The following is a 24,921-nucleotide window of genomic DNA, read 5'->3' as shown; positions in this document are numbered from 1 at the left end:
AGGTTCTCCTGCCTTATTTAAAGCGTATCCCGCCGCAGCAGCAGTTGAGGTACGGCATGATCCGGATGGGACACCATCGCAGGTTTAACGCGAAAAATCTCTTCTATCTGCTCCCCCGTCATCAAGCTTCGAGGAGCACCCATCCCTGCTATTTCGCCTTCTCTCAAAGCCAGAATCTGATCGCAGAACAAGGCAGCCAGATTTAGATCATGCAGTACGGCAGCAATGGTAATACAGCTCTTCTGCCGCCATGCAGCTAATAACTCCATGAATTGTAATTGATATTTGATGTCCAGAAATGTGGTGGGTTCGTCCAGCAGCAGCAGACGCGGCTCTTGTGCCATAACCTTGGCCAGCGCTACCCGCTGCCTCTGCCCACCGCTTAGGGAATCCAGCGGCCGCTCCGCTAGTTCCATCAGTCCCAGTTCTTCAAGCACCCGGTCCACAACTCGGGCCCCATCTGCCGATTCCCTGCCCAGCCAGTTCTGGTAGGGGTATCGCCCCATCTCTACGACATCACGCACAGAATAGGAAATTGCCGGCAGACCATCCTGCTGCAGAACCGCGATCATACGTGACAGATCCTTGCGGCTGTACGAAGTGATATCTTGGCCGTCAATACGGATCTGACCTTCACTTAGCGATTCCGTTCCAGCTATAAGCTGGAGCAGTGTCGACTTTCCGCTTCCGTTCGGGCCGACAACTCCCCACCATTCTCCTTCTTTAATCTGCCAGTCTACATCATGTAAGGCCCGATGATCACCGTACTTTTTGCCAGCACCTGTAACCGATACCCATGTTTTTGTTTTACCGACAGTCTTTCCGTTATCCCCGGTTAAAGCACGCTGTGCATTACTGCTTAAATCCGATTGAGACAACAACCCCGGAGACGGTTGTTGGCCTTGTTGATTGTGCTTCCACCCTTTACTCACGGGACCATCCCCTTCCGCAGCTTCTTGTTCCGGTGCAGCAGATAAGCGAAGAACGGAGCACCTACAAAAGCCGTCACGACACCCAACGGTATCTCGGTTGGTGCCAGCAGAGAGCGGGCAATCGTGTCCGCCCATACCATAAAGATCGCACCGCCAATTGCAGATAGCGGCACCAGCAGTCGGTAGTCCGGCCCTACCAGCAGCCGAAGCATATGCGGAATGACCAGTCCAACGAAGCCAATGACGCCGGAGACGGAGACTGCCCCGGCTGTGAGCAGCGTACCCACAGCAAGTACAGACAGCTTGAGTCTGTCCACGCCAACCCCGATATGTGCCGCCTGACGTTCACCCAGCGCCAGTACATTTAGGGAACGTGCACGGCTCCACAGAAAGATCAGACCCAGCAGGAAATACGGGAAAAGGATGGCCGTATACGACCACCCGCGCAGTGCCAGACTTCCCATCGTCCAGTATATAATTTCATTGATTGTCTGCTTGGACATGGTCGACAGGAAGGAAACGACCGCACCCAGAAAGCTCTGCATAACAACACCTGCCAGAATCAGGCTGTGTGTCGGTATTTTGCGTCCTTCACGAGCCAGCGTCATGACGAACCACAGCGTCATGGCCCCGGTCAGAAAAGCAACCAGCGGCAGCGTCCAGATTCCGATCAGGGCATACTGCAGTCCGAAGAAAATCAGGAAAGCCGCCCCCACCGAAGCTCCTGAGGATACCCCTAGTGTAAAAGGATCTGCCAGCGGATTGCGCAGCACTCCTTGAAAGCCCGCGCCTGCAATGGCCAGCGAAGCTCCAACGAGCACCGCAAGCAGCACACGTGGAAAGCGCACCTTCCAGATAATCTGTTCGGCAGCCCTGCTCCAATCAGGTGTGATCCAGTCGCCCACCCACGGCATTTTGTGAATGAGAATACCGGCAATGTCCCGGATGGGCAGCGCCACCGAACCAATGCCCGTGCAGATGAGCACGGTAAGCATCAGCAGCCCTATACCTATCGTTCCGTACAGGATCAGCTTTTTGCTCATTTGAACAGATCAGGATAGATCGCTTTGGCTACTTCTTTTAATCCTTGAGTTACACGTGGGCCCGGACGGCTCAGCAAGTTGGCATCCAATCCGACCACATTATTGTTTTTTACGGCTGTGATTTGATCCCAGCCGCTGCGCGATTTGATAATCTGATCCAGCGTTTTGGAGTTTTCGTCAATTACATCGTTTGCGTATAGAATAACATCCGGATTAGCGGCGATTACATTTTCCTCGTTAATCTGATACCAGCTCTCTTTGTCCGCAGCAATATTGGTGCCTCCAGCTGTCGTGATCAGTTCATCCATGAACTCACCTTTACCTACGGTCCAGCCTGGAGAGAACTCAACATATACTTTCTTTTTCTCTTCCGGCTTCACGGCTTTGACCGCTTCTGTTACGTTCGTTACATCCTGCTTCATCTGTGTGATCAGTTTCTGAGCCTGCTCCTGATGATCTGTAATTTTACCAAACGTTTCGATATTGTTCATTACATCGTCGATGGATTTAGGATCGGTTTTGAAAATGGTGATCCCCAAATCACGCAGCTTTTTCACTGCATCTTCACTCAACGAAATACCTCCGAATACGATATCCGCATCAGCGGCAATAACCGACTCTTCATTGGGTTTGTTAATCCCGCCCATTTTCGCTTTTGCTTTCGCCGCTTCCGGGTAGTCATCGTAATCCGATACCCCTATAATCTGCTCGTCCAGGCCAAGCGCAAACAATGACTCCGTTTCAGCCGGAGATACCGAGACAATTTTGGATGGTGCCTTTTCAAAAGTAAAAGACTCACCTGTTGCATCGGTAACCGTCAGCGGATATTGTGTTTTCAAATCGGTTTGCGTTTGTTCCTGTGACTGCTCTTGTGCAGGCTGCTGTGTGCTGCCCGCTCCTTCTTTGGTTGCTGCATTACCGCATCCGGCGAGCGCCAGTGCCAGCATCGCTGCGCTCAACAGTGACGTGAGTGCTTTCCAGTTCTTAATCATTAATTTAAACTCCCCTTCTCTATCTGTACTATTGTTGTTACATAATACCTCAATCTTAATGCTCTACCCCATCTTGGTGTGTTCCGATGAAACGAAAATGAAGATGTGTACACGTTTAACGGAGAGTGCAGAACCAATTTGGAGAAACGAAGTGCTCGCCTGCAGCTTTCTGTAAGAAAGCTGCATCGAAAGCATACGCCTATCACCGGATTTTTCCCTTTGAATAAGGGAATCAAAAAAATCTAGGGATAATAACAATCGGAAAATGGTACTGCACTCGGAGTGGCCCCGTGTAACATACTATTTTTCATCACATCGTGTACAACAAGAAAAATCCCTAATCCTCACATAAGGATCAGGGATGACGTCTCGCATATGGCAGTCTGTATATGTGCAGCAGGAAGCGCTCACGCACAGAATGGCCCGAAACGTTGTCCTTTCCTCGAAGGAACACCGGCTTGTACGTCCAGGGCTGGTAATCTGACTTACAGGATGGCTCCTGTTTCACAGTGGCGGGACCGTGCTGGATTTACACCAGCTTCCCCATTTACCCTTGTGCACATCATGACTTGTCTTTGCTCATCATGAACATCTGCTTCACACGCGGGACCCTTGGTCGTTAATGATGGTTAATCCATGTGACCGATAGATGCAGTTAGCTCCGCACGAATCACATCAGCTCAGGCCTTGCAGCCTATCACACCAATATGCTCGTACCGAGTCACACTTCTGTTGTGATTATAGGGTATATTGCACCGCCTTACAAGCCGATAGACGGAAAATTCACACGGCTGCCAAGCCAGCGGTTCCCCTGCTTTTCAATGTATACCTGAATCGCCTGTCCCGGGATCACATGTGTATCCCAGAATCCAACACCTTCAATAAGACGGGACAGCATGTAACGGATGACTCCGCCATGTGTCACAATCAATGTTCTATGTGAAGTCCGGCCTGACCAGATATGTTCATGCAGAAAAGAATCTATTCGTCCCGCGAATGACGGCCATGCTTCCCCTTCAGGCGGCGCAACCTCCTGCGGTTGATCGATCCAGCGCCGGTAGAGCGGATTATGCTGCAGCTGCTCGTAGGTCAAACCTTCCCATTGTCCAAAATCATTCTCGCGCAGGCGCGCATCCAACTTTGCCTGTGCAGCAGCCTGAGGCGCGGTGTACGCCAAGGTCTGACGACAGCGAAGAAGGTCACTGCAGTATACGGCGTCCCATGTAAGATTGCGGCACTGCCGGCTTAGCAGAGCCAGCTCTTCTTGAGCACCCGGCAGCAGACCAATGTCGGTATGCCCCAGGTATCTTTTTTCCACATTCCACTGGGTTGTTCCATGACGGATCAGTACAATGCTCCGCTTTGACGAAGACTGTTTTGATCCAAACTGTTCTAACTCACCGTGCTGCGATCCATTCTGTTCTGATTCACTAGAGTCTGGATCACTTTGCTCCTGCCCTTCTTTAATTACCACAATAGCGCACCTCCTATTAACCACACACCCATGGTTGCTAAGAAACAAAGGCCCACAAAAGCGCCAGCTGACCAAAACATTAGCCTTGTCGTTCGTACAATATCTTCGGCCTCCATCGGCCGCGCAGCCTCGCCCATATAAGCACGAAACGAGGCAATACCGTGATACACGTTATGTCCGCCCAGCCGAATGCCAAGTGCTCCGGCCACTGCCGATTCGGGAAAACCGCTATTGGGACTGGGATGCAGCCTCGCATCACGGGCAACCATGCGTGCTGCACCTCGGGCATCCAGCCTGAGCACCCGTGCGCCTACAATTAACAGTGCGGCGGTTACGCGCGCAGGAATCCAGTTTGCCCAATCATCCAGACGGGCAGAGGCCCAGCCAAGATGCAGATATTTTTCGTTTTTATAACCAACCATGGAGTCCAGCGTATTGACAGCCCGGTAAGCCATAGCCAGCGGAGCGCCGCCAATGAGCGCATAGAACAGAGGGGACACGATGGCATCAACAATATTTTCCGCGACCGTCTCCACCGTTCCCCGGACCACCTCGGGCTCGTCCAGATGTGCGGTATCACGTCCAACAATCATGCTCAGGGAACGCCGTGCGGCAGGCCAATCCTGCTGTTTCAGATGACGATATACTTCCATTCCTGCGTCTCTTAAACCTTTGGAAGCAATCGTGGTGGCGATCAGAACGATTTCGGCTGCAGCCGCTAAAAGGGGATGAATCTTACCAAGCAGCAGCAAAAGACCCCAGGTGACGGCAAAAGAACCACCTGCAATCAAGATCGGGAACAAGATTCCGGCTTTTTTCAGACCTGCATCTGTGTTCACACGTAATCGAATTACACGCTCCAGAGCCGAGATGGCTTTCCCCATACCGATAACCGGATGCGGAATCCAGCGCGGGTCTCCAATGCATCGGTCTAGTATATACGCCAGAATGATAACCCAAGCCCCCCCCATGCCAATCCAGAACGAGGAAGCCCATAGATGTTCCAATTCCAATGTCATTGCCGTCCTACCCTCTCTTTCCACTGCAGTCCAGCCTGAAGACTTTCGGTCACTGTGTCATACACCAGTCTGCCGATGACCGCCCCCAAAGCCGTTGCTGTACCCGCGTAAGTGTGAAGCGGCTGGATATCGTCCCCGTTCTGACGAACAGCAAGCACAATGGCATCCGTTGTTGTACCTGTGGCAGGCAGTCCGTTCTCCGAATCGGCAATGCCTGCATCCGCAAGCGCTGCAGCTTTGGCCTCCACTGCCGTCTGAACCGCATTGACCATTGCTCCCGAAGTCATCCGGCCGTTGAACCAGAGCATGATATTAATTGTGCCAGGGATATATGGAGCTCTGTTTTGGGTTTGCCCATGGATATCAAAAACAGTTCTCTCCGAACCTGCACGTGCAGCATTCGATACTCCGGCAGTTGTACAGCACAGCAGCCCGAATTCCGAACTCGTAAATTCCTGAATGGAGGTATGCTCCAGCCTAACAGCTGTTAATAATCCGGCACATTGATCGGCCTGTTCCTGCCATTCACGCAGCGCCTGAGCGATATCACGGGGTGGATCATCACAGCGGTAGTGTTTGTCCACATAAATGTTAAAGACGCGATTCAATTCAAGCATCCCGCCGCCATATACTGCGCTGGACAGTGCAGAAGCAGAATGCGGAATCTGTGCTTTGATATGCCGTTCATGCGCAGAGATGTGCAGCCCAGGCCAGGAAGAGGATACATAGACGTTCTCGCCTATTTTTCCATGTGTAAAATAGTTATAAAACGGGAGTGTCATGACCGCTTTCCTCCCTTTCCTTTTTCGGAATGCTGCTTATGGCTCTGCTGACCTGCCTGATCAGAAGATGCCAGACACGCGTCCTGATCCTTGCTCCGCTCAAGCACACTTCCCAACACGTCAAGCAGTCTGTCATTGGCCTGGGCACCTTTGACCGCGAAGCGTACATGTCCTGCACCAAGCCCCGGATACATGGCACAGCTGCGAATCAAAATGCCTCGCTTCCCCAATGCTTCCTGGATGGAAGCCGCCGTCCATGGTTCTGGCACACGCGCCAGAATAAAATTTGCCTCACCCGGCGTTACGCTGCACCCATACATCTCCAGCGATGTAATTAATCGTGCCCGTTCACGCGTAATATGCGATATCGTTTCCTGTTCAAAACGTTCGCCGCTGCGCAGGCAGGCTTCTCCTGCAATTAATGCCAGTCCATTCACACTCCAAGTCACCTGTTTCTCCGTCATCGCCTGTATGTATGCTGCACTCCCCAAGGCATATCCGAGTCGCAGTCCGGGAATAGCGTAGAACTTGGTCATGGAGCGGATAATAATCACATTCGGGTATTTATCCAGATGCGGAGCAAGAGACTGCCGCCGGGAAACTGGAATAAAATCAATAAAGGCTTCGTCAATAACGAGTACCGTATCCTTCTCTTCAGCTTTGCGGGCAAGTCTGTGAAGCACTTCCACCGGATACTGCACACCGTTTGGATTGTTCGGCTGTCCAAGGAAAAGCAGGTCTACCTTCTCCATCAACTGTTCGATATCTTCGGTTCTCGCCTGCCAATTCAATTCTTCCCGGCCTGCTGCATGGATGACCTCCGCACCGAATTGCCGCGCCAAAGTGCTGTACTCCGAAAAGCCCGGTTCCACCGTTCCTACTCTGCGTGGAGCAAGTGCCAGCAGAATCAGAGCCATGCTTTCGGCAGCTCCATTGGCTACGGAAATCTGCTTCTTCGTTACCCCCAAACGCTCACTCAACAGTGCTTTGAATGCCCGATGGCCCGGATCAGGATAACGAAGCACGGAGTGCAGACCTTGCTGCAGTGCTTCGAGCACCTCTCTAGGCGGTCCTAGCGGGTTAATATTGGCGCTGTAATCGAGGAAATCTGCCGCACTGCCTCCAAATCGCGAAGCAGCCGTCTCCACATCTCCGCCATGTCCGAATACTTCGATATAACCGGTCATTCTTCCGTCATCCTCTCTGTCTGTTCTTTTTATTATGGATGGCACATGAGGGACGGGTCAATGCTGTATTACTTTTCAATATCATATACCTGGAAAGGGAGGCTTCAAAATAAAGGGCATCACGTGTTTTCTTTGTGTCCCAACGACAATTCGTTTACAATAGAAGAGGAATTTCAGGAACTTCGGTTTTCTGATTCATGGATACAAGCATCACTACATAAGGGGCTTCGCGCCTCTCACATACATTAATGGAGGAATGACCATGCTGTTTGTAGACAACCAGGGCATTACAGATCCTTCTGTAAACCTCGCGATTGAGGAATACATTCTGAAGCATCTGCCGATGGAGGATGACAGCTACCTGCTGTTTTACATCAACCGTCCGTCCATCATCATTGGCAAGCACCAAAATACGATTGAAGAAATTAATATCGAATACGTTCAGGATAACGGTGTGCAGGTGGTACGCCGTCTTTCCGGGGGCGGCGCAGTGTATCACGATCTGGGCAACCTGAACTTCAGTTTCATCACTGCGGATGACGGTCAATCCTTCCATAACTTCCGCAAGTTCACCCAGCCTGTGGTTGAAGCGCTGCACGAACTTGGCGTCAATGCCGAGTTGACCGGACGCAATGATCTGCAAGTCGGCGAAAAGAAAATTTCGGGCAACGCCCAATTTGCTACCCGCGGACGCATGTTCAGTCACGGCACGCTGATGTTTGATCTGAATCTGGAGCATGTTCAGGCATCCTTGAACGTCAATCCCGAGAAATTCAAATCCAAGAGCACCAAGTCGGTACGCAGCCGGGTTGCCAACATTCGTGATCTGATTGACACCAATCTGACGATTGAAGAGTTCCGTGATGAGCTGCTGCGTCATATTTTCCGCATGGAGCCGCAGGACGTTCCTCAGTACAAGCTGACCGAGAAGGACTGGGACAAAATCAAGGAAATCTCGGCCGAGCGTTATAACAACTGGGACTGGAACTACGGTCTGTCACCAGAAAGCAATGTGAAGCACACCCGCAAATTCCCGGTCGGCATCATTGATCTGCGCATGAACATCAAGGATGGACGCATCGAAGATATTAAAATTTTCGGCGATTTCTTCGGTGTTGGTGATGTGGCAGATATCGAGGACATGCTGCGCGGCAAGCGTTACGATGAGACTGAAGTGCGTTCAGCACTGGAAGGTCTGAATGTGAAGCATTACTTTGGCAACCTGGAGCTGGAAGACTTTATCGGCCTTGTTTTCCTGGAAGAATAACAAAGAAAATATGACATTTAGATGGGTATAGATGGTTTGAACGAATTTTCGATTACACATTTAACGGAAAAGGCAGAACTATTCGTTTACACAATAACGGAGAAGACAGAAAAAAACCGGAGAAGCAAAGCGTTCGCCTGAAAGCTTTCTGCAAGAAAGCTGCATCGGAAGCATACGCTTATCACCGGATTTTCCCCTTTAACAAAAGGGAATCAAAAAATCGGGGGATAACAGCGATCGGAAGGTTATTCTGTCTTCGGAGTGACCGCGTAAATCACCGGTGGTTCAACTTTTAAGTTCTAATAAAAATCCGGTGATGATTAGAGCGATCATAAGATGAATCTACATTTGGAGTGACTCGTGTAATCTATTTATTTCGTTCAATGATATAGAAGCAGATAAAAAAAGGAGAGAAACATCACATGACTTACAAACTCATTGCCATCGACATCGATGACACTCTGATTAACGACAACAAGGAAGTTACACCGGCTACACAAACAGCTCTGGAACAAGCGGTAGCCCATGGAGTTGTTGTTACCCTTGCTACAGGACGCGCTTATGCCTCCGCGCAGGCACTTGCACGTCAAACCAAGCTGAACGTACCGATCATTACGTATCAGGGCGCTTTGGTGAAAAACCTGCTTGATGAAAAAGTGCTTTATGAGCGCTATGTACCGCAGGAGGCTTCCCGCAAACTGTTTGACTACTGTCTGGAGAAAAATCTGCACCTGCAAACGTACATCGACGACAAGCTGTATGCTCGTGAAGAAAACCAGAAACTGCTTGACTATGCCAAGCTGAACGGCACGCAATATTACATCGAGTCTGACTTCATCAAAGTCATCGAACAACCAACACCTAAACTGCTGATCATCGACGAGCCGGACTATCTGGATCAAGTGGCTGTAGAGCTTCGTGAGCTGCTTGGACCAGAAGTGCACATTACCAAATCCAAGCCGTACTTCCTCGAAATTATGCATAAGGAAGGTACGAAAGGCCACGCCCTGACGTTCCTGGCTGAGCATTTCGGTCACGAGCTTAGCGAGTGCATTGCCATCGGTGACTCCTGGAACGATCATGAGATGCTGGAAGTGGCGGGTCTTGGTGTAGCGATGGGTAACGCCATCCCTGCGCTGAAAGATCTGGCAGACTACATTACGGCGAGCAACAACGAAGACGGCGTCAAAGAGGTTATCGAGAAATTTGTACTGAACGCAGAGTAAACAATACGCTGTGAATCAAAAAAACAGCCCGGATACCACGATCAATTGTGGTTCCGGGTTTTGTTTGTAGTTTTATTTTTTATTTTTGGCCAGCAATACTGCGGTTAAAAAAGAAATCTGTAACGACACAGTAATAGCAACCGAAACCATAATATTCGTTGAATCGGATATATGAACGAAAAATAAAACAAGAATGAATACCAGGATAGAAAGAATCACACTGGCTAAGAAATTCAGGAAAACTTTTTTCATCATTTCACACGACTCCTCAAAGTAACAACTCTTACTATCATACTATAGAGGAGATTCTCCCGGTATATTCTAGGAGCCTTGCACAATCACCTTCGTACGTTTCCCTTTCTTCAACCAGCTGCTCACCTTATCATTCATAGCCAGCAGGCCAGAGATCACCAGCACTACACCAACCCAGGTAATCCAGCTGACATGCTCTCCGTAAACAACTGCCCCAAGCCCAACCGCGATCGGTGGAGAGATGTACAGCCACGTTGCCGGGAACAATGGATTTGTGCGCGACATGATCCAGTAGAACAGACTGTGCCCGACCATCGAACCGATTACGGTCAGATATATCACAGATGATACCGCAGGCAGTACATCGAGTGCCGACATGTTCCACGACTCCGTCAACGCTGACAGGATAAATAACAACACGCCGCCATACATCATCTGCACCGCATTAATCGCAACAGGACTCATCGAACTGAATTGATGAATGACTTTTTTGGAATAAAGCGTACCTGCCGAATAACATACTTCCCCTATCAACACAGCGATGCATCCCCACAAAAATAAAGACCCTGCTCCCAGCGATACGCCTGGCAAAACAACAAGCACAACGCCTGTAAAACCAATCAGGCAGCCAACAAGCATGCGAGCCGATGTTTTCTGCCGCAGTAGCGCTGTCTGCATGAGCATAATCATCAGCGGGCCTGTAGCCGATAGGATGGCACCCACGCCAGAGCTGACATGCTGTTCAGCCCAATATAACGTGGCAAACGTGCCGAAGGTCAGACCTGCTCCGGTAATCAGCATTTCTTTGCGCCACAACAAGGACATTTTCACATGCCCCTTCATCCTCATCCATGTAAACATCAATGCTCCTGCTATCACAAACCGCAGTCCCGCTGAGAGGAAAGGCGGCATGCCTGCCTCAACTCCAACCTTAATCGCCAGAAACGTTGTCCCGAAAACAAGACACATTACGGTAAATGCAATCCCCACCATGTTAACCACTCCTTTATCTGTTCTCCATCATAGCTCATGGTCTATAGAACAGAATGAACAAAACAGAACAGTTCCTCCGCTTTAGCTGTTACAATGGAGTTCAAAAGGAGCGTGAATCGGGTGGGCAAAACGTTAATGATGACAGATAACAGCATGAAACGGTACGAGCAGGTCATCCATTATCTCATTGTGCGGATCGAGGCAGGTGAATGGGCTGAACAGGAAAAACTGCCTTCGGTGCGAAGCCTGTCCGAACTGCTCGGCGTACATCGGCTTACAGTATTCAAAGCGTATCAAGAGTTAAAGCAGCGCGGCATTGTTTATGTCAAAGATAAATCCGGTTATTATGTCAGTCCTGCCAAACCAATAGCGGATGCAGATCAGGCCGATGACCCGTCCGTATCTGCCTGGCTTCATTGGGATACGCTGGATCGCGTCCAATCGCTGGAAGCTGAGTATCAGTTCTCCAAATCCTTGATCGACCCTTCCCTGCTGCCCAACCGATATTGGGGGGAGCTGATGCGTGACTTGCTGGATCAGTATCCTCGCCTGCTGGGCACCTATTCGACGATCCAAGGTGATCTGGAGCTGCGCAGCAGTCTCGCAGATCACCTGACGACGAAGGAACGTTTCTATCTCTCGGCTGATGAGGTGCTGATTACTTCCGGTGCGCAGCAGGCGATTGATGTCATCGCTCGTGCACTGGTCAAGCCTGGGGATCGGGTGTTGATTGAGCGGCCGACTTATGGCCCTGCCATGGAAATTTTTCGTAAACAAGGGGCAAAGCTTGTCTTTACCGATATCCACCCGGAGGGTTACGATCTGGAGCAGATTGAGCATCTGATGAAAACGGAGAAACCTCGCCTCTTTTATATGACACCGACGTTTCAAAATCCAACGGGACTCAGCATTTCTGTGGAGCAGCGCAAACTGCTGCCGGAAATGGCTGAACAATATGGCTGTTATCTGGTGGAGGATGACAGCACCTATGATATTTATTTTAAAGAGAAACCTCCCGCACCCATTTTCACTTACGATACTTCCGGGCATACGTTGTACATCCGCAGCTACAGCAAATACGTAGTTCCCGGGTTGCGAATCGCAGCCATTATGTGCCGTCCACACCTCATGGCAGGGCTGCAGGCGATCAAGGCTCTGACCGACAACGGATCACCGCTGCTGAATCAGAAGCTGTTTCTTCGTTACTTTCAATCGGAACGCATGCAGCAGCATCTGTCCAAATTACGAACTGCGATTCAGCTTCGAATGGAAGTGATGGAGCAGTGTCTGCTGGAAACGAACTGGACTTGGACACGTCCCGAAGGTGGTTTGAACATCTGGGCCGAGCTGCCAGAAGGGATTGATACAGGCAGACTGCTGCACCAAAGCATGGAGAAGTCCGTTGCTTTCGTGCCAGGAACCGTATTTGATCCTTCCCACGATTCGGGGAGCCGCAAAATCCGTCTCTCCTTCTCCTATGCGCGGGAACAGCAGATTCGGGAAGGCATGCACAGATTAATCACAATAGCGGAGAAAAAGTAAAAACGAATAGGCAGCAGCTCCGAGCGCTGATAAAGGCGCGGAGTGCTGGCAATGCCGCGGAGTTCTGATAAAGGCGCAGAGCACTGCCAGAGGCTCGAACAAGATTTCGGGAACCGCAGGCTCGGAAAGCGAAGCAGTACCATTTCCCTGATTGCTGGCTGCTGGACCTAATGGTTTGGAGCGCTAACGATCACCAGAAACCTTATGCAGGCGTTTTTCTCCATCTGAGAAGTCTAACGATTCTCAGTGACGCTATTTTAACCAAACAGTGCGATTTACGCTCATTTTTTGTCCAAAATGCTGAAATAGCGTCTCCTGGAATCGTTACATTTTCAAATCGCTTGAAATGCATCAAATAGAGTCTTCTGGAATCGTTAGCGGTTAAAAACCCGCAGGAACATCAAGTCCACGAGTTCATGAGTCCATGCATCCATGAATCCGATCTGCCTATAGATCCTTTCTCTCGAACAGGCGGATCGTAACCATATACGATAAGAAAAACATTCCTATAACAGCAGTGGAAATCCCTATAATGACTGGTGCTGTAATCAGCCCTTCTTTACCAACCACCTTGAAAATAAATGCAGCAGGCTGAGCCAGAATAACCAGACAGACCAAAAAAATAATATTGATGATCATTGCCCCTTTTTTGCTAAGTGCATAGAAAAGCGGCATGTAAACGGACACCAGCACAAGTACTATACCCATCGAAATGAGGATGTCCAATGGGGAATGATTGGGTTTGTTCAGTTCAGGATAATTCAAATTAATCAGCTTGTGAATTCCGTAGGAAACAAGAACTCCGCACAGGGCAGTGAGAATGGAAGACAGAAATTTGGCCTGCACGATCTGTTTGCGGCTGACCGGAAGCGTGACTAGAAAGTTATGGTTGTGGTTGGTGATGTCAATCATCGTAATAAGCACAGTTGAACCAAAAGCCGTATATATCCCAACGATATACATGGACCATTCCATCTGCGGGATAAAAGCCCAACTGAAAACAACAATATACACAGCAAGAATCCACAAAGCACCTCTCAGCGCGATAAAGTCTTTGCGAAGCAGATTAAGCATGCTTACTTCCCCCTTTTACTGTAAAATAAATGAGGTCTTCCAAAGCGGGTCTATGCAAAAGAGCCTCGTTACCAAACAAGCGCTGTGCTTCTGCTTTGTTATCCGACAATGCCTCAAAGCCAATCGATGTTTCACGAATGCCAACGAATTGACGCCGGGTATCGGCATCCAGCAGCTCCAGATCTCCTTTGACAATAGTGTAGCGTTCCAGCACATCGTCTTTGGTTTCATTGAAAATGAGCCTGCCCCGGTTGACAAACGCGATATAGTCCGAGATACGCTCTAGATCTGTCGTAATGTGTGTCGAGAAAATGATTGATTTGGTCTCGTCCTGAATGATGCCAGCCAGCAGATCAAGCAGCTCCCTCCGAAAAACCGGATCAAGCCCGGATGTCGGTTCATCCATGACAAGCAGATCAGCATTATGTGACAAAGCTGCCGCAAGCGAAAATTTGATCTTCATTCCTTTGGATAAATCCCTAATTTTCTTTTTCGGGGACAATTCGAACTGCTCCAAATAACTCTTGAACAAGGCATGATCCCAGCGGCTGTAAAATGGAGCAACCAGACGTGCCATCTCCCGAATCGTCAGATGCTCATAATAGAAGCATTCATCGGACACAATACCGAGCCGCTGTTTGACAAACGCATCACTGCTGACTCTATCACTCCCCAGGGTCCGTAAAGTTCCCTGATCGGGATGAATGAGTCCCGTAATCATTTTAATCAGCGTGCTCTTTCCAGCCCCGTTCGGACCGATAAGTCCTGTGATATATCCCTGCTTCACATCCATCGATATATTATCCACCTTGAATAAAGGGTAGGCTTTTGAAACATTACGCAATTCTATAGCATTCATCTGTTTATTCCTCCTCCAGTAACAAAGTAAGATGATGGATCAAATCCTGCGATTTAATGCCCAGTTCCCTGCTCTCCTGAATGACTTCAAGCATCTTGGCTTCCAATTGTTTCATTCGCCTCTCCCGGATAAATTCCTGATTTGCTCCGGATACGAAGCTTCCCTTGCCAACAACGGAATCAATCAGCTGCTCTTTCTCCAGCTCTTCGTATACACGTTTCGTTGTAATAACGCTGACTTGCAAATCCTTCGCAAGCTGACGGATCGAAGGCAGACTATCTCCTGCTGCAAGTTTTCCGTTCAAAATATGCTGACGGATCTGGGATAAAATCTGGATATAGATGGGGTCGCTTGATGCATTGGATATCCGTATATTCACGTTCATTCACCTCACTGCCGCTGTATGATATAATCAACCAGGCATAGTGTATATATATAATATATACACTATGCCTGGTTGAAGTCAACGCTCTTATTTAACATTTTTACCCGACCTCCCAAAAAAAGAGATGACAGTCTCCTGTCATCCCTGAAAATCGGCTGCGTATCCTCACGCACCTGTAATAACCTTATCCACCAGACCATATTCTACTGCTTCAGCCGCAGTGAGGAAGTAATCCCGGTCGGAGTCTTTTTCAATTCGCTCAAGCGGCTGACCTGTGTGGTCTGCAAGCAGCTGATTCAAGCGCTGACGGTGCTGTATAATGCGATTGGCATGAATGAGCATGTCTGATGCCTGACCACGTGTACCGCCATGCGGCTGATGAATCATAATTTCACTGTTTGGCAGTGCCATTCGTTTCCCCTTGGTACCTCCTACCAGCAGTATGGTGCCGAAACTTGCCGCCATGCCTGTACAGATCGTCGAAACATCCGGCCGCACAAACTGCATCGTATCATAGATCGAGAACCCCGCCGTTACGGATCCCCCGGGACTATTAATGTACATTTGAATATCCTTATCCGGGTCCTCTGCGCTCAAAAACAACAATTGGGCTACGATCGCATTGGCCATCTGATCCTCAATCTCGCCCGATACCATAATGATCCGGTCTTTCAGCAAGCGTGAATAAATATCATAACTCCGCTCACCACGAGCGGTCTGTTCTACCACATAAGGTACTACGTTCATCTATGTCGCCTCCTTGTTATCAGGCAGCCATGTGTACCGAATATCCTTCTCTGTACGACATCCATTTCTTACGAGAAGAAGCATATCCGTATGTCACCGGCTGCACGGATGGAGACGGCAAAGTGTGCTGCAGGATCGTACCCGCTACAGCCATCGGATCATCGGTCCGATTCAGGCACAGGTCAATAAGGCCAGCGGTATCCCCGCGGCGGAAAGCCATCAGATAGCTGCGAAGCTGCTCTTGTTCCAGATGAACAAGCCCTTCGATCGCACTCTTTTCTAACGATGCATCCTTTCCCTCCTGCTCCAGCTCATGCCTCACCTTGCTCATGCCAGTACGGGCACGATTTAATGCTGCTTTTACAGCACCTTCCGTTGTGCCGAGCATCCCTGCAGTCTCTGCCGCCGTATAACCCATCATTTCACGTAATATATATATCACCCGCTGCCATGCGGGCAGTGCGCTGACCAGAAGCTGCACCGCAGACTCCAGCTCTTCAAACGACTCTTCCTCCGCATACCGAGATACGACAGGTTTCAGTCCGTCGAGCAGGGAGCGCAGCTTCTCCTGCTTGCGAATACTGTCAATCCACGTATTGCGTGCCGTACGAATCAGGTATGCCTCCCAGTTGAACTCTCCCGTTCTTCCCGAAGCCTGAACCGCGGCAGACGATAACACCTTGAGACAGGTTTCCTGAACCAGGTCCTCTGTCTCCGTCACCGATTTGGTTAGTGATAAGCCGTACGCATACAGCGAATCCATCAGGTCAGGCAGTATTTGATGCAGGGTCGTGAGCGCCGAGTCTGACAAACTTACCGCCGCAGCATTTCCTTTAACCTCAATATCCTGCGTTTGATCAGCTGCACGGGTTAGAGTCGCTCGATATACTTTATTGCCTTGAAACGTTTCTGCAGTTTTACTTGCTGCGTTCGCTTCATGGCCTCCAGCCGATCTATTTTCGCATGCCAAGCTGTCTCTGCTGCACTCATTTACTTCATCTACTGTATACTCGCTATGCGTGCTGCTCCATTCAAAAAGCATTCTGTTGACTTGATGATCTGCGGACTTCACAAAGGCCATCTTGGGGGCCCCCCTTTGCTGGTTCCTAATTGATGCTATATAAGTTAAACGAACGATTTTACACAGCCCACTCCGATGACAGAATACCCTGAAGAGCAGCTGCTATCCCCTGATTTGTTCAACTTATATAATTTTTAGATGTTCATTATGTAAACGAAGAACCTCCTCTAAAGGATACGCTCTTCTTATAAATTTTTTCTAACGCAGCTTCACCGTCATACCTGCACGTGCTGTTGTAATGCTTTGATCCAGTCCATAGTCCTTCCTTACATCTACATCATGTGACATATGTGTAAAAAAGGTGCGCCCCGGCTGCAGCTCTCGCAAAAGCTCCTGAGCCTCCTGCATATCATACACCGAACGCGTCGAGAACTCCGCCAATTCATGCACAAAGCTCGTGCCCAGTACTAACATATCCAATCCATAGAGCAGCTGCTTCTCATCTTCTTTCAAATCGATAGCATCCGAACAGTATGCCCACGCATACCCCTCACGATCCAGTCGATAAGCATACGAAAATCCGTTATGTCCATGACACACTTTCCAAGAGCGAATCTTCCATCCGCCGAGTTCAATTCCGTTATCCGTTTCGTGAAAATCCATATGACGAACGAGCCAAGGAAACTGTCCCTGAATCGTGACGATCACCTCACGCGGTGCATACAGCTTCCCCTTCACTCCTAACCAGCGGCACGCATCCGCCCACTCCGGCAGACCACCGATATGATCAAAATGCGCATGCGTAATCAGCAGCGTATGCACCATCCTCATTCCCAGATCTTCCATCTGAGAACGCCAGTCTGGTCCGCAGTCGATCATAAATACCTCATCATCTTGCCGATCTCGAACGCCACTCCCCCCGTGAATCAGGACAGATGAACGTTTCCGTCGATTATCACCCGTCAGCCTGGCCTCCGTACATATCTCGCAATCGCAATACACACGTGGAACGCCCATCGCATCTCCTGTGCCCAAAAATGTGAGCTGATTCATTCCGCATTCCCCTCCCGATCCCTGAAGCCGATTCAGCTCAGTCCAAATATTCTATGTAAATTTTAATCTCCTACCTCCGTTTTTGCAAAAAAAAGACTCCCCCGTCCCGGCTCATCACCGCCTTTCGGGAAAGTCTCTCGTCTGACCTGAACACCTCCAGGTCAGATATGATCTTGCCTGATGCACCCGCTCACACCAGCGCGCGCAGCTTCAAAGTCAGTTCCCGTCCTGCAGGAACTTCTTTGGAATCCGTAATAACCCAGTTCCAAGCCAGACGCTTCTCCAGCACCTCTGCCTGTGCTGCAGTCAGCTGCAAACCGGTGACGATACCTTCACCCACCGTAAAATCCTTCTCTGCTTGCAGATTAAATGCTTTCTCCAGCCAAATGCCGAGTCCGCCGCGGGTATTAAATGTGATTCGATACCCGTTCCGCAGCGCCCCTTCCAGATCTTCACCATGCTCATCCGCATAGGAGAAAAATGTATCATACCGATAGTGCTCTTCTGATACGGCATCAAATGCTGCCGCGTCTTTAGCTTGAATGGCCTTTAGAATATCCGCTTCCGGCATGCCCTTGCCCCGAGCCTGCTCCAGTCGAATTGCGGTACTTTGGGATAATTTGATCTCTGTACTCATTCCTGTCACGCCTTTCTCCAATTACGATTATGCCATGATGTGCATTAAGTATACTTCCTATTATACCCTTTTCGCAGTAAAAAACCTCCATCTCGCCATACCGCAAAATGAAGGCTCATATTCCTATATTAGCTGAGCTAATATCCCTTACACAGAACACCCCGATGACAGATTAACCTGGAGAGCAGCGGTTACAGCCCCGCCAGCACCTGATACCAGACTCCCCGTTTGGAGTAGAGTGTCTTACGCACCTCATCCCATCCGCCCAGATAGTTGATATCGAACAGACCTGCTGGTGTCGGAAAGGCATCTTTGGTCTCAGCGAACACATCGGGATCGACAGAACGAAAGCCGTGCTTAGCAAAAATGCGCTGCGCTTCGGGTGTTCGCAGATAAGCGATAAACGCTTCTGCCAGCTCCCGATTCCCATGTTTGTCCGCGTATTTGTCTACCACCACTGCGGGATTTTCGATCAGAATCGTATTTTTCGGCACCACAATGTCATAATCTACCCCTTTTGCAATCCGGGCAAGCAGTTCATTTTCATACGTTACGATGACGTCACCTACACCATACTCAAATGCAGCCATGGAAGAACGGCCGCTCTTATCGAGAGATTCGACGTTCTGGTGTACCTGTTCCAGAAATGCCTTGGCTGCGGCAGGGTCTTTCCTGCCCTCTTTCTCCTCCGACAGCTTCAATCCCGCACCGTAGATGGCATTAATATCCCACTGTGCGCCGCCGGATGTTTTCGGGTTAGGATATAATACCTTAACACCCGGTCTGGTTAAGTCCTCGAAATCCTTGATGCCCTTCGGATTGTCCGCTCTTGTACCCAAAACAACAATTGAACGGGTAATCATGCCCGCATTCGGGGTCTGTTTCCAATCCACAGTGACCAGCTTGGCCTTCACCAGCTTATCAATATCACTTTCCATCGCAAGCAGAGCTACATCCGCTTCAAACCCGCCAACAATCGCTCTGGCCTGTGTTCCTGAAGCCTCATAAGACTCTTGGAAGTTAATCGTCTGCCCCGTCTTTGCCTCCCACTCCTTCTGGAACCTCGGCAGCAGTTCACCTACCGCATCTTTGGCCACACTATACGCACCAATGACCAGTGTTTGGGAAGAATCGCCGGTCGTAACCGAGGCCGGGTCCGCCTGCTTGCTGCTGCATCCGGCAGTCACACAGACGAGCACAAGCATCAGGATCATGTATAAAGGGATCGTTTTCTTTTTAATTTTGCTCGTCTGCATGGCTGCTCCTTCTTTCGTTTCTGCTTTTTCCTTATATAGAATAGGCTCTAGATCATGACCGGCATCGGATCTTCCTTCAGCCGATTCTCCACAACCCAGCTCTCTGAATCGTTAAACAGATAAGCCCGGTGCACAAGCACACGAATCGTTTGACCAATTTCCAGCGTCGTCTTCTCCAGAGAACGATAGGTAATGAGCTTGTGGCCCTCCACCTCTACTTCAACCATCCATTCACTGCCGCGGAAATGAAGATGCTTCACGATCCCTTTTTCCGTAGCAGAGAGCATGGTAAATTCGTTTTTCAATCCGATCTCGATGTACTCCGGTCTGATCAGCGCACGTGTACTGCCACCCTGCACCGCATGTTCAAAGCCTTTCAGCTGAGAAGCATCCTCCACCACCGTAGACTCACCAATAAAGGTCGCTACAAATGGAGTCTGTGGATTTTTGTATATATCCCAAGGGGTTCCCTTCTGCTCTAGGCGACCTTGGCTGATAATCATAATCTCGTCTGCTACTTCAATCGCTTCATCCTGATCATGCGTAACAAAGATGGACGTAATGCCTACACGTTCGATCAGCTCACGCAGCCATGAACGCAGTTCCTGACGAATCTTCGCGTCAATGGCGGCAAATGGTTCATCCAGCAGCAGCAGCTGCGGCTCAGGCGCAAGCGCTCTGGCAAAGGCTACACGCTGGCGCTGGCCGCCTGATAGTTGGTGCGGATAACGCTGTTCAAAACCTTTCAGCCCGGTCAGTTCAACCAGTTCCATCACGCGGTCACGAATCTGGGCTTTGGGTGTTTTTTTTACCTTGAGACCAAACGCAATATTATCAAATACGCTCATATGTTTGAACAGCGCATAGTTTTGAAACACAAACCCGATGCCCCGCTCCTGCGGTGGCAGATGATTTACGACCTTTCCGTGGAAACGGATTTCGCCCGAGCCCGGGCTTTCCAATCCTGCGAGCATACGCAGAATCGACGTTTTCCCGCCCCCACTGGGTCCAAGCAGACCGATCAGATGACCTTTGGCAATATCGAATGAGACATCTTTTACCGCATGAAAATCACCGAAATGTTTGTTCAGATCACGGACTTCTACATGCATCTCAATGCACTTCCTTTCGCTTCTTGGCCCATTCCATCAGGAGCAGCAGTCCCACGGAGAAGGTTACCAGCACCAATGCCACACCGTTCGCTGCTGACACATTGAAGTTTTCTACGTCTTGATATACCAGTGTTGTTGCCGTCTGCGTTTTATTCATAATGTTACCCGATACAACCAATACGGCTCCGAATTCTCCCAGTGAGCGCGCGACCGTCAGTACCAGACCATAGACCACCGCCCAGCGGATGGAAGGCCACGTTACACTCCAGAACGTTCTCCAGCCATAGGCTCCGAGTGTAGAAGCCGCCTCTTCCTGCTGCGAACCCAGCTCCTGCAGGACAGGCATGACCTCCCTCACCATCAGCGGGAATGTAACGAATAACGTGGCAATGACCATGCCCGGGAAAGCATAGACCACATTAAATCCGATACCTTCAAAAAAACCTCCCATGATGCTGTTTGGTCCGAGCAGCAGTACGATCATCAAACCACCAATAACCGGCGATACCGCATAAGGCAGGTCCACAATGCTGTTCAGCAGTCCCTTCACCCGGTCACTCAGCCAGCCCGCACGAACCAGATAGATCGCCATCATGATGCCAAACAGCGTATTCAGAAGCGTAACCGCCAGAACGACCAGCCCTGTCATCATTAGGGCGTGCAGCGCCTCAGGACGCATAATGCCTTCCACAAAGCCTCCTGCGCCGTCCTCAAATGCTCCAATCAGAATACGACCGAGCGGAATAATGAGCAGCAGCGTAAACACTACAAACGTCAGTCCGATTAACCATTTCCTCATCGTTTTCTCCCCCGCATCTGTACCAGATTAATCAGCCAGAGGATCAGGAAGGAGAGTGTCAGCAGCAGTACGGATACCGCCGCCGCCCCGGTCGGGTTATCACTTTCAATCTCACCGTAGATAAAGACAGAAGCGGTCAGCGTTCTGCCCGGAATATTGCCTGCAACAAGTACCACAGCTCCGAATTCAGCAAGTGCCCTGGAAAATGCGAGCATCCCGCCGCTGATCATTCCTGGAGCCATAGAAGGCAGAATAACCTGCATGAAGGTACGAGCTCTGGAAGCTCCCATCGTGTACGATGCTTCTTCTTCGGAAGGATCAATTTCCTCAAGCAGAGGCTGGACGGCCCGAATGACAAAAGGAAACGTGACAAAGGTCATCGCGATGATAATGGCAGGCTGATGAAATACAATCTCGAAGCCCATCGATGCAGCCAGTTTCCCGACAGCACTCACGGGACCAAGCAGCAGCATAATCATCAGACCGCCAACGGCTGTTGGCAGTGCAAAAGGAAGATCAACCAGACTGTTGAGAAATGATCTGCCAAAGAAGCGATATCTCGTTAACACCCAAGCAATCATCGTACCCAGAATTACATTAATGAGCGCCGCCACTACAGCTAGACGGACCGTTAACAGTACTGCCTTCCATGCGATCGGGTCCATGATACTCTCGGCGAAATTGCTCCATCCTTCGGAGAAGGAATTGACGTACACCCCAATAATCGGAAGCACAATAAGTACGATAAAATATAACAATACGGTACTGCGAAATCCCCAAGTCCATCCTTTATGACGAAGAACGGTGTTCATTGCTGTGTTCCCTCCCAGCCTCCGGCTTCGGCTCCGGTCGGCAGTCTACCTGACATCATACGACATTTTCCTAAGTTGGATAAGTTTACTTTATTATTATTCCCATTAGTCTACTTGGTTTTTTGCTTATCTGATACTTTACCAGTTTACAGTGCTGATCGTCAATGCTTTTATTCGAACTATTTTATGTGCTGATCAAAAAGCCAGATGCATATCAGCAGGCGTATTCGCTGCATTCGATTCATCGAAAATCGGTTCAATCCAGTTAAACATTTGTCTGTCCTCTTCTTTCATTTGACCTGTTTATGCATGCCTGTAATTCACCCGGATTTGTTTCGTTTAATGAAGTTAAGTTACAATCTATAGAGTTAAAGCCGGGAAGCTATTACAACGCCAAGGAGTGAGTAAAGATGTTATTTAAACAAAGCCTGTCCACCTCAGCCAGAGACGAAATGAAAGAAATTACACGGGATGTCAAACAAGTTGTGCTGAGCAGCGGCGTGCAAAACGGTACCGTGCTCATCTACTGTCCCCATACGACAGCCGGAATTGCCATTAATGAAAATGCAGACCCTGATGTAAAACATGATGTATTGTTACGCCTGGACGAGGTCTACCCTAGGGAGCATCCTGAGTATCGTCATGCCGAAGGCAATACAGCTTCTCATCTCAAGTCGATTACCAGCGGCCCCTCACAGACTGTCATCATTCATGAAGGCAGACTGCTGCTGGGACGATGGCAGGGTATTTATTTCTGCGAGTTCGATGGACCGCGTGAACGGGAGTATTTTATCAAGATTATGCAGGGTTAGATGGGATTTAGATAAAACTTCCAAAAAAATGAAAACACAAACAGGCGATCCACCCTGTAACGGGGTTTGGAATCGCCTGTCTTCGTCTTCTGCGTGTAAAGTGAATAACTTTCGCAAGATAACGTTATAAAGAATTAATGTTATGACAAATCACCGCCCTGAAGTGTAGGGGCGCAAGCGAAAGCGGCAGTTACTGCACGCCAGGCTGCTGGCCCAAGTTACGGCACAACACTTTAACATGAGACAGCGCAGAGGATTCGATCTCCGCGAACGTTAAACGGTCTTGAATATAATACGATATGAATCCGTGCATAGCCAGAAACAAAGTGCGCGGCACATGCTGTATATCCTCTTCGGCACAGCCTTCTTCTTTCATGTACTGGCGGATAATTGACGCAAACAGTTCGAAACACCTTCCCTGCTCGGTACGGCAATAGGACAACAATTCCTCGTCCCGAATCATAAACATAATCTCATATTGATACGGGTTCTCCAGACCAAACCGAATAAACTCCATCAAAATATGCTCGACCTTGCTCACGCCGCCTGCAACCGGCCTGACCATAGCCTGCAGCAGCAGATGCCCCAAGTGGTTGAAGTCCTCTACCACAATTGCATAGAACAGCTCTGCTTTTTCCTTGAAATGATAATACAGCGACCCATGACTATAGCCCAGATGCTGGCCGATGCTTCGCATCGATATGGCACGGTATCCTTTGGTAATAAAAAGATGCCTCGCCGCCTCCAGTATCCGCTCCCTCGACAACTCCTGTTCGACTGCTCTTCTAGCCATATATTTTATTCCCCTTCAATAAAATAAAGCCGCTGTCCCTCCGTGATCCGGGATTGCCCTTGCGTCAAATCCGTGATCCAGGCAATAAATGCCTCGGTTTCACTATCCGGCGGAAGACAAGTTAACGTAACCTTATCGGTGAAAGCCGTTTCACCTGTACGCACTTCCCGGCTTCTTAACTCGTTTTCCACTTTCCCAAGCCATGTATAATCCAGCTCTACAAATACTTCACGATGCAGCAGCTTGGTAATGGCTTCTCCTGCTTCAATGGCTGCCACAGCTCCATCCGTATATGCACGGATAAGTCCGCCTGCCCCAAGCATGATTCCCCCAAAGTAACGTGTGACTACAATCGCTACATTCTTTAATTGCTGATTCTTGATCACTTCAAGAATGGGTTTACCCGCGGTACCGCTTGGTTCCCCGTCATCCGACTGCTTCTGAATCTCATCCCGCTCGCCAATCATATACGCAGAGCAGTTATGTGTCGCATTCCAATGTTTTTTCTTGATATCATCAATAAAAGCAATCGCTTCCTGCTCGGTTGTGACCGGCATAATATGACCGATAAAGCGTGACTTTTTGATCACGATCTCCAGCTGTCCCGATCCCCGAACCGTACGGTAACGTTCCATCATGTTTAATCCAACTTTCTGTACATCTTCTGACGCCAACCTTCGTTGTTTCCTTATTTTCCTGAAGCTCAACTATCCGTAAATCATCCATTTTACAAGAAAGCAGTTCCCCGCGTGAAGCGGATGAACTGCCCTGGTTAATGACATCCGGGAAACGAAATCCTGCACAGCAACGATTCCCGGATGGACTTAACAATCTTTATTTAACTATATGAGC

Annotated in this window: 26 protein-coding genes and 1 riboswitch; of the genes, 4 read left to right on the top strand and 22 right to left on the bottom strand. The window is 49.4% G+C overall.

All coding sequences use genetic code 11. From position 1 onward, the window contains the following. Positions 1-17 precede the first annotated feature (17 nt). The 7 genes from MKY97_RS07095 to cobD form a co-directional block, all read right to left on the bottom strand. Complete coding sequence (locus MKY97_RS07095) at positions 18-932, bottom strand: ABC transporter ATP-binding protein (RefSeq protein WP_342554765.1); 915 nt, start codon at positions 930-932, stop codon at positions 18-20. Then, positions 929-1,975, bottom strand: a complete 1,047-nt coding sequence (locus MKY97_RS07090; RefSeq protein ID WP_342554764.1) for an iron ABC transporter permease — start codon at positions 1,973-1,975, stop codon at positions 929-931. Before MKY97_RS07090 ends, MKY97_RS07095 begins: the two co-directional genes overlap by 4 nt. Beyond that, the gene (locus MKY97_RS07085) at positions 1,972-2,967 is read right to left on the bottom strand and encodes an ABC transporter substrate-binding protein (RefSeq protein WP_342554763.1); all 996 of its coding nucleotides are present in this window, start codon (positions 2,965-2,967) and stop codon (positions 1,972-1,974) included. Before MKY97_RS07085 ends, MKY97_RS07090 begins: the two co-directional genes overlap by 4 nt. Before the next feature lie 452 nt (positions 2,968-3,419). Beyond that, a riboswitch (cobalamin riboswitch) is annotated at positions 3,420-3,549 on the bottom strand. 178 nt (positions 3,550-3,727) lie between these two features. Continuing rightward, positions 3,728-4,441, bottom strand: a complete 714-nt coding sequence (locus tag MKY97_RS07080; protein WP_342554762.1) for a histidine phosphatase family protein — start codon at positions 4,439-4,441, stop codon at positions 3,728-3,730. Continuing rightward, complete coding sequence (gene cbiB / locus MKY97_RS07075) at positions 4,435-5,412, bottom strand: adenosylcobinamide-phosphate synthase CbiB (protein ID WP_342556271.1); 978 nt, start codon at positions 5,410-5,412, stop codon at positions 4,435-4,437. Before cbiB ends, MKY97_RS07080 begins: the two co-directional genes overlap by 7 nt. A 44-nt stretch (positions 5,413-5,456) precedes the next feature. Continuing rightward, positions 5,457-6,242, bottom strand: a complete 786-nt coding sequence (locus MKY97_RS07070) for an adenosylcobinamide amidohydrolase (RefSeq protein ID WP_342554761.1) — start codon at positions 6,240-6,242, stop codon at positions 5,457-5,459. Then, entirely contained in the window at positions 6,239-7,429 is a 1,191-nt protein-coding gene (cobD, locus tag MKY97_RS07065; RefSeq protein ID WP_342554760.1) for a threonine-phosphate decarboxylase CobD, read from the bottom strand. Before cobD ends, MKY97_RS07070 begins: the two co-directional genes overlap by 4 nt. Positions 7,430-7,691: 262 nt before the next feature. Here cobD and MKY97_RS07060 point away from each other — a divergent pair, with 262 nt between their 5' ends. Next, positions 7,692-8,696, top strand: coding sequence for a lipoate--protein ligase (locus tag MKY97_RS07060; protein WP_342554759.1), 1,005 nt, complete (start codon positions 7,692-7,694; stop codon positions 8,694-8,696). A 422-nt stretch (positions 8,697-9,118) separates the two neighbouring features. Next, entirely contained in the window at positions 9,119-9,922 is an 804-nt protein-coding gene (locus MKY97_RS07055) for a Cof-type HAD-IIB family hydrolase (RefSeq protein ID WP_342554758.1), read from the top strand. A gap of 72 nt (positions 9,923-9,994) precedes the next feature. On the opposite strand, the gene MKY97_RS07050 is transcribed toward MKY97_RS07055, so the two are convergent. Together MKY97_RS07050 and MKY97_RS07045 are read right to left on the bottom strand one after the other, a co-directional pair. Further along, the gene (locus MKY97_RS07050) at positions 9,995-10,177 is read right to left on the bottom strand and encodes a hypothetical protein (RefSeq protein WP_342554757.1); all 183 of its coding nucleotides are present in this window, start codon (positions 10,175-10,177) and stop codon (positions 9,995-9,997) included. Positions 10,178-10,243: 66 nt separating this feature from the next. Then, positions 10,244-11,167 (bottom strand): EamA family transporter, encoded by a 924-nt coding sequence (locus MKY97_RS07045; RefSeq protein WP_342554756.1) that lies wholly within the window; start codon positions 11,165-11,167, stop codon positions 10,244-10,246. A 135-nt stretch (positions 11,168-11,302) separates the two neighbouring features. Here MKY97_RS07045 and MKY97_RS07040 point away from each other — a divergent pair, with 135 nt between their 5' ends. Then, a complete protein-coding gene (locus tag MKY97_RS07040; RefSeq protein WP_342556270.1) occupies positions 11,303-12,709 on the top strand; it encodes a PLP-dependent aminotransferase family protein in 1,407 nt (468 codons plus the stop codon). A 447-nt stretch (positions 12,710-13,156) separates the two neighbouring features. Here MKY97_RS07040 and MKY97_RS07035 read toward each other — a convergent pair whose 3' ends face one another. From MKY97_RS07035 to cysT, 11 genes are all read right to left on the bottom strand, one after another. Then, positions 13,157-13,783 (bottom strand): ABC-2 transporter permease, encoded by a 627-nt coding sequence (locus tag MKY97_RS07035; RefSeq protein WP_342554755.1) that lies wholly within the window; start codon positions 13,781-13,783, stop codon positions 13,157-13,159. Next, a complete protein-coding gene (locus MKY97_RS07030) occupies positions 13,776-14,642 on the bottom strand; it encodes an ABC transporter ATP-binding protein (RefSeq protein ID WP_342554754.1) in 867 nt (288 codons plus the stop codon). Before MKY97_RS07030 ends, MKY97_RS07035 begins: the two co-directional genes overlap by 8 nt. A 4-nt stretch (positions 14,643-14,646) precedes the next feature. Further along, positions 14,647-15,021, bottom strand: a complete 375-nt coding sequence (locus tag MKY97_RS07025; RefSeq protein ID WP_342554753.1) for a GntR family transcriptional regulator — start codon at positions 15,019-15,021, stop codon at positions 14,647-14,649. Positions 15,022-15,192: 171 nt separating this feature from the next. Continuing rightward, positions 15,193-15,774: an ATP-dependent Clp endopeptidase proteolytic subunit ClpP gene (clpP, locus tag MKY97_RS07020; protein WP_342554752.1), complete on the bottom strand. Its 582-nt coding sequence runs from the start codon at positions 15,772-15,774 to the stop codon at positions 15,193-15,195. A gap of 19 nt (positions 15,775-15,793) precedes the next feature. Then, the gene (locus tag MKY97_RS07015; RefSeq protein ID WP_342554751.1) at positions 15,794-16,855 is read right to left on the bottom strand and encodes an RNA polymerase sigma factor; all 1,062 of its coding nucleotides are present in this window, start codon (positions 16,853-16,855) and stop codon (positions 15,794-15,796) included. Positions 16,856-17,053: 198 nt separating this feature from the next. After that, positions 17,054-17,848: an MBL fold metallo-hydrolase gene (locus MKY97_RS07010; protein ID WP_342554750.1), complete on the bottom strand. Its 795-nt coding sequence runs from the start codon at positions 17,846-17,848 to the stop codon at positions 17,054-17,056. Positions 17,849-18,038: 190 nt separating this feature from the next. Next, positions 18,039-18,485 carry a hypothetical protein gene (locus MKY97_RS07005; RefSeq protein ID WP_342554749.1) on the bottom strand — a complete coding sequence of 149 codons (447 nt, stop codon included), beginning with the start codon at positions 18,483-18,485 and terminating at the stop codon, positions 18,039-18,041. Between the two features lie 191 nt (positions 18,486-18,676). Further along, positions 18,677-19,741 (bottom strand): sulfate ABC transporter substrate-binding protein, encoded by a 1,065-nt coding sequence (locus tag MKY97_RS07000; protein ID WP_342554748.1) that lies wholly within the window; start codon positions 19,739-19,741, stop codon positions 18,677-18,679. Between the two features lie 47 nt (positions 19,742-19,788). Next, positions 19,789-20,853: a sulfate ABC transporter ATP-binding protein gene (gene cysA, locus MKY97_RS06995; RefSeq protein ID WP_342554747.1), complete on the bottom strand. Its 1,065-nt coding sequence runs from the start codon at positions 20,851-20,853 to the stop codon at positions 19,789-19,791. 1 nt (position 20,854) lies between these two features. Further along, entirely contained in the window at positions 20,855-21,652 is a 798-nt protein-coding gene (locus MKY97_RS06990; RefSeq protein ID WP_342554746.1) for a sulfate ABC transporter permease subunit, read from the bottom strand. Then, positions 21,649-22,464: a sulfate ABC transporter permease subunit CysT gene (cysT, locus tag MKY97_RS06985; RefSeq protein ID WP_342554745.1), complete on the bottom strand. Its 816-nt coding sequence runs from the start codon at positions 22,462-22,464 to the stop codon at positions 21,649-21,651. The genes MKY97_RS06990 and cysT overlap by 4 nt, the downstream gene beginning before the upstream one ends. 410 nt (positions 22,465-22,874) lie before the next feature. On the opposite strand from cysT, the gene MKY97_RS06980 reads away from it, so the two are divergent. After that, complete coding sequence (locus MKY97_RS06980) at positions 22,875-23,276, top strand: secondary thiamine-phosphate synthase enzyme YjbQ (RefSeq protein ID WP_342554744.1); 402 nt, start codon at positions 22,875-22,877, stop codon at positions 23,274-23,276. Between the two features lie 190 nt (positions 23,277-23,466). Here the strand turns inward: MKY97_RS06980 and MKY97_RS06975 are convergent, their stop codons facing one another. Next, positions 23,467-24,069, bottom strand: a complete 603-nt coding sequence (locus MKY97_RS06975; protein ID WP_342554743.1) for a TetR/AcrR family transcriptional regulator — start codon at positions 24,067-24,069, stop codon at positions 23,467-23,469. 5 nt (positions 24,070-24,074) lie between these two features. Beyond that, a complete protein-coding gene (locus tag MKY97_RS06970) occupies positions 24,075-24,707 on the bottom strand; it encodes a YigZ family protein (RefSeq protein ID WP_342556269.1) in 633 nt (210 codons plus the stop codon). Positions 24,708-24,921 lie beyond the last annotated feature (214 nt).

This window comes from Paenibacillus sp. FSL R7-0652 (assembly GCF_038595045.1).
Lineage (GTDB): Bacteria > Bacillota > Bacilli > Paenibacillales > Paenibacillaceae > Paenibacillus.
This window is presented reverse-complemented; position numbering and strand designations above follow the sequence as displayed.

Coding starts and splice junctions, on each gene's coding strand:
- MKY97_RS07090 (WP_342554764.1), bottom strand. CDS start 1,975: ATGAGCAAAAAGCTGATCCTGTACGGAACGATAGGTATAGGGCTGCTG.
- MKY97_RS07085 (WP_342554763.1), bottom strand. CDS start 2,967: ATGATTAAGAACTGGAAAGCACTCACGTCACTGTTGAGCGCAGCGATG.
- cbiB (WP_342556271.1), bottom strand. CDS start 5,412: ATGGGGGGGGCTTGGGTTATCATTCTGGCGTATATACTAGACCGATGC.
- MKY97_RS07070 (WP_342554761.1), bottom strand. CDS start 6,242: ATGACACTCCCGTTTTATAACTATTTTACACATGGAAAAATAGGCGAG.
- cobD (WP_342554760.1), bottom strand. CDS start 7,429: ATGACCGGTTATATCGAAGTATTCGGACATGGCGGAGATGTGGAGACG.
- MKY97_RS07060 (WP_342554759.1), top strand. CDS start 7,692: ATGCTGTTTGTAGACAACCAGGGCATTACAGATCCTTCTGTAAACCTC.
- MKY97_RS07055 (WP_342554758.1), top strand. CDS start 9,119: ATGACTTACAAACTCATTGCCATCGACATCGATGACACTCTGATTAAC.
- MKY97_RS07050 (WP_342554757.1), bottom strand. CDS start 10,177: ATGATGAAAAAAGTTTTCCTGAATTTCTTAGCCAGTGTGATTCTTTCT.
- MKY97_RS07045 (WP_342554756.1), bottom strand. CDS start 11,167: ATGGTGGGGATTGCATTTACCGTAATGTGTCTTGTTTTCGGGACAACG.
- MKY97_RS07040 (WP_342556270.1), top strand. CDS start 11,303: ATGATGACAGATAACAGCATGAAACGGTACGAGCAGGTCATCCATTAT.
- MKY97_RS07035 (WP_342554755.1), bottom strand. CDS start 13,783: ATGCTTAATCTGCTTCGCAAAGACTTTATCGCGCTGAGAGGTGCTTTG.
- MKY97_RS07030 (WP_342554754.1), bottom strand. CDS start 14,642: ATGAATGCTATAGAATTGCGTAATGTTTCAAAAGCCTACCCTTTATTC.
- clpP (WP_342554752.1), bottom strand. CDS start 15,774: ATGAACGTAGTACCTTATGTGGTAGAACAGACCGCTCGTGGTGAGCGG.
- MKY97_RS07015 (WP_342554751.1), bottom strand. CDS start 16,855: ATGGCCTTTGTGAAGTCCGCAGATCATCAAGTCAACAGAATGCTTTTT.
- MKY97_RS07010 (WP_342554750.1), bottom strand. CDS start 17,848: ATGAATCAGCTCACATTTTTGGGCACAGGAGATGCGATGGGCGTTCCA.
- MKY97_RS07005 (WP_342554749.1), bottom strand. CDS start 18,485: ATGAGTACAGAGATCAAATTATCCCAAAGTACCGCAATTCGACTGGAG.
- MKY97_RS07000 (WP_342554748.1), bottom strand. CDS start 19,741: ATGCAGACGAGCAAAATTAAAAAGAAAACGATCCCTTTATACATGATC.
- cysA (WP_342554747.1), bottom strand. CDS start 20,853: ATGCATGTAGAAGTCCGTGATCTGAACAAACATTTCGGTGATTTTCAT.
- MKY97_RS06990 (WP_342554746.1), bottom strand. CDS start 21,652: ATGAGGAAATGGTTAATCGGACTGACGTTTGTAGTGTTTACGCTGCTG.
- cysT (WP_342554745.1), bottom strand. CDS start 22,464: ATGAACACCGTTCTTCGTCATAAAGGATGGACTTGGGGATTTCGCAGT.
- MKY97_RS06980 (WP_342554744.1), top strand. CDS start 22,875: ATGTTATTTAAACAAAGCCTGTCCACCTCAGCCAGAGACGAAATGAAA.
- MKY97_RS06975 (WP_342554743.1), bottom strand. CDS start 24,069: ATGGCTAGAAGAGCAGTCGAACAGGAGTTGTCGAGGGAGCGGATACTG.
- MKY97_RS06970 (WP_342556269.1), bottom strand. CDS start 24,707: ATGATGGAACGTTACCGTACGGTTCGGGGATCGGGACAGCTGGAGATC.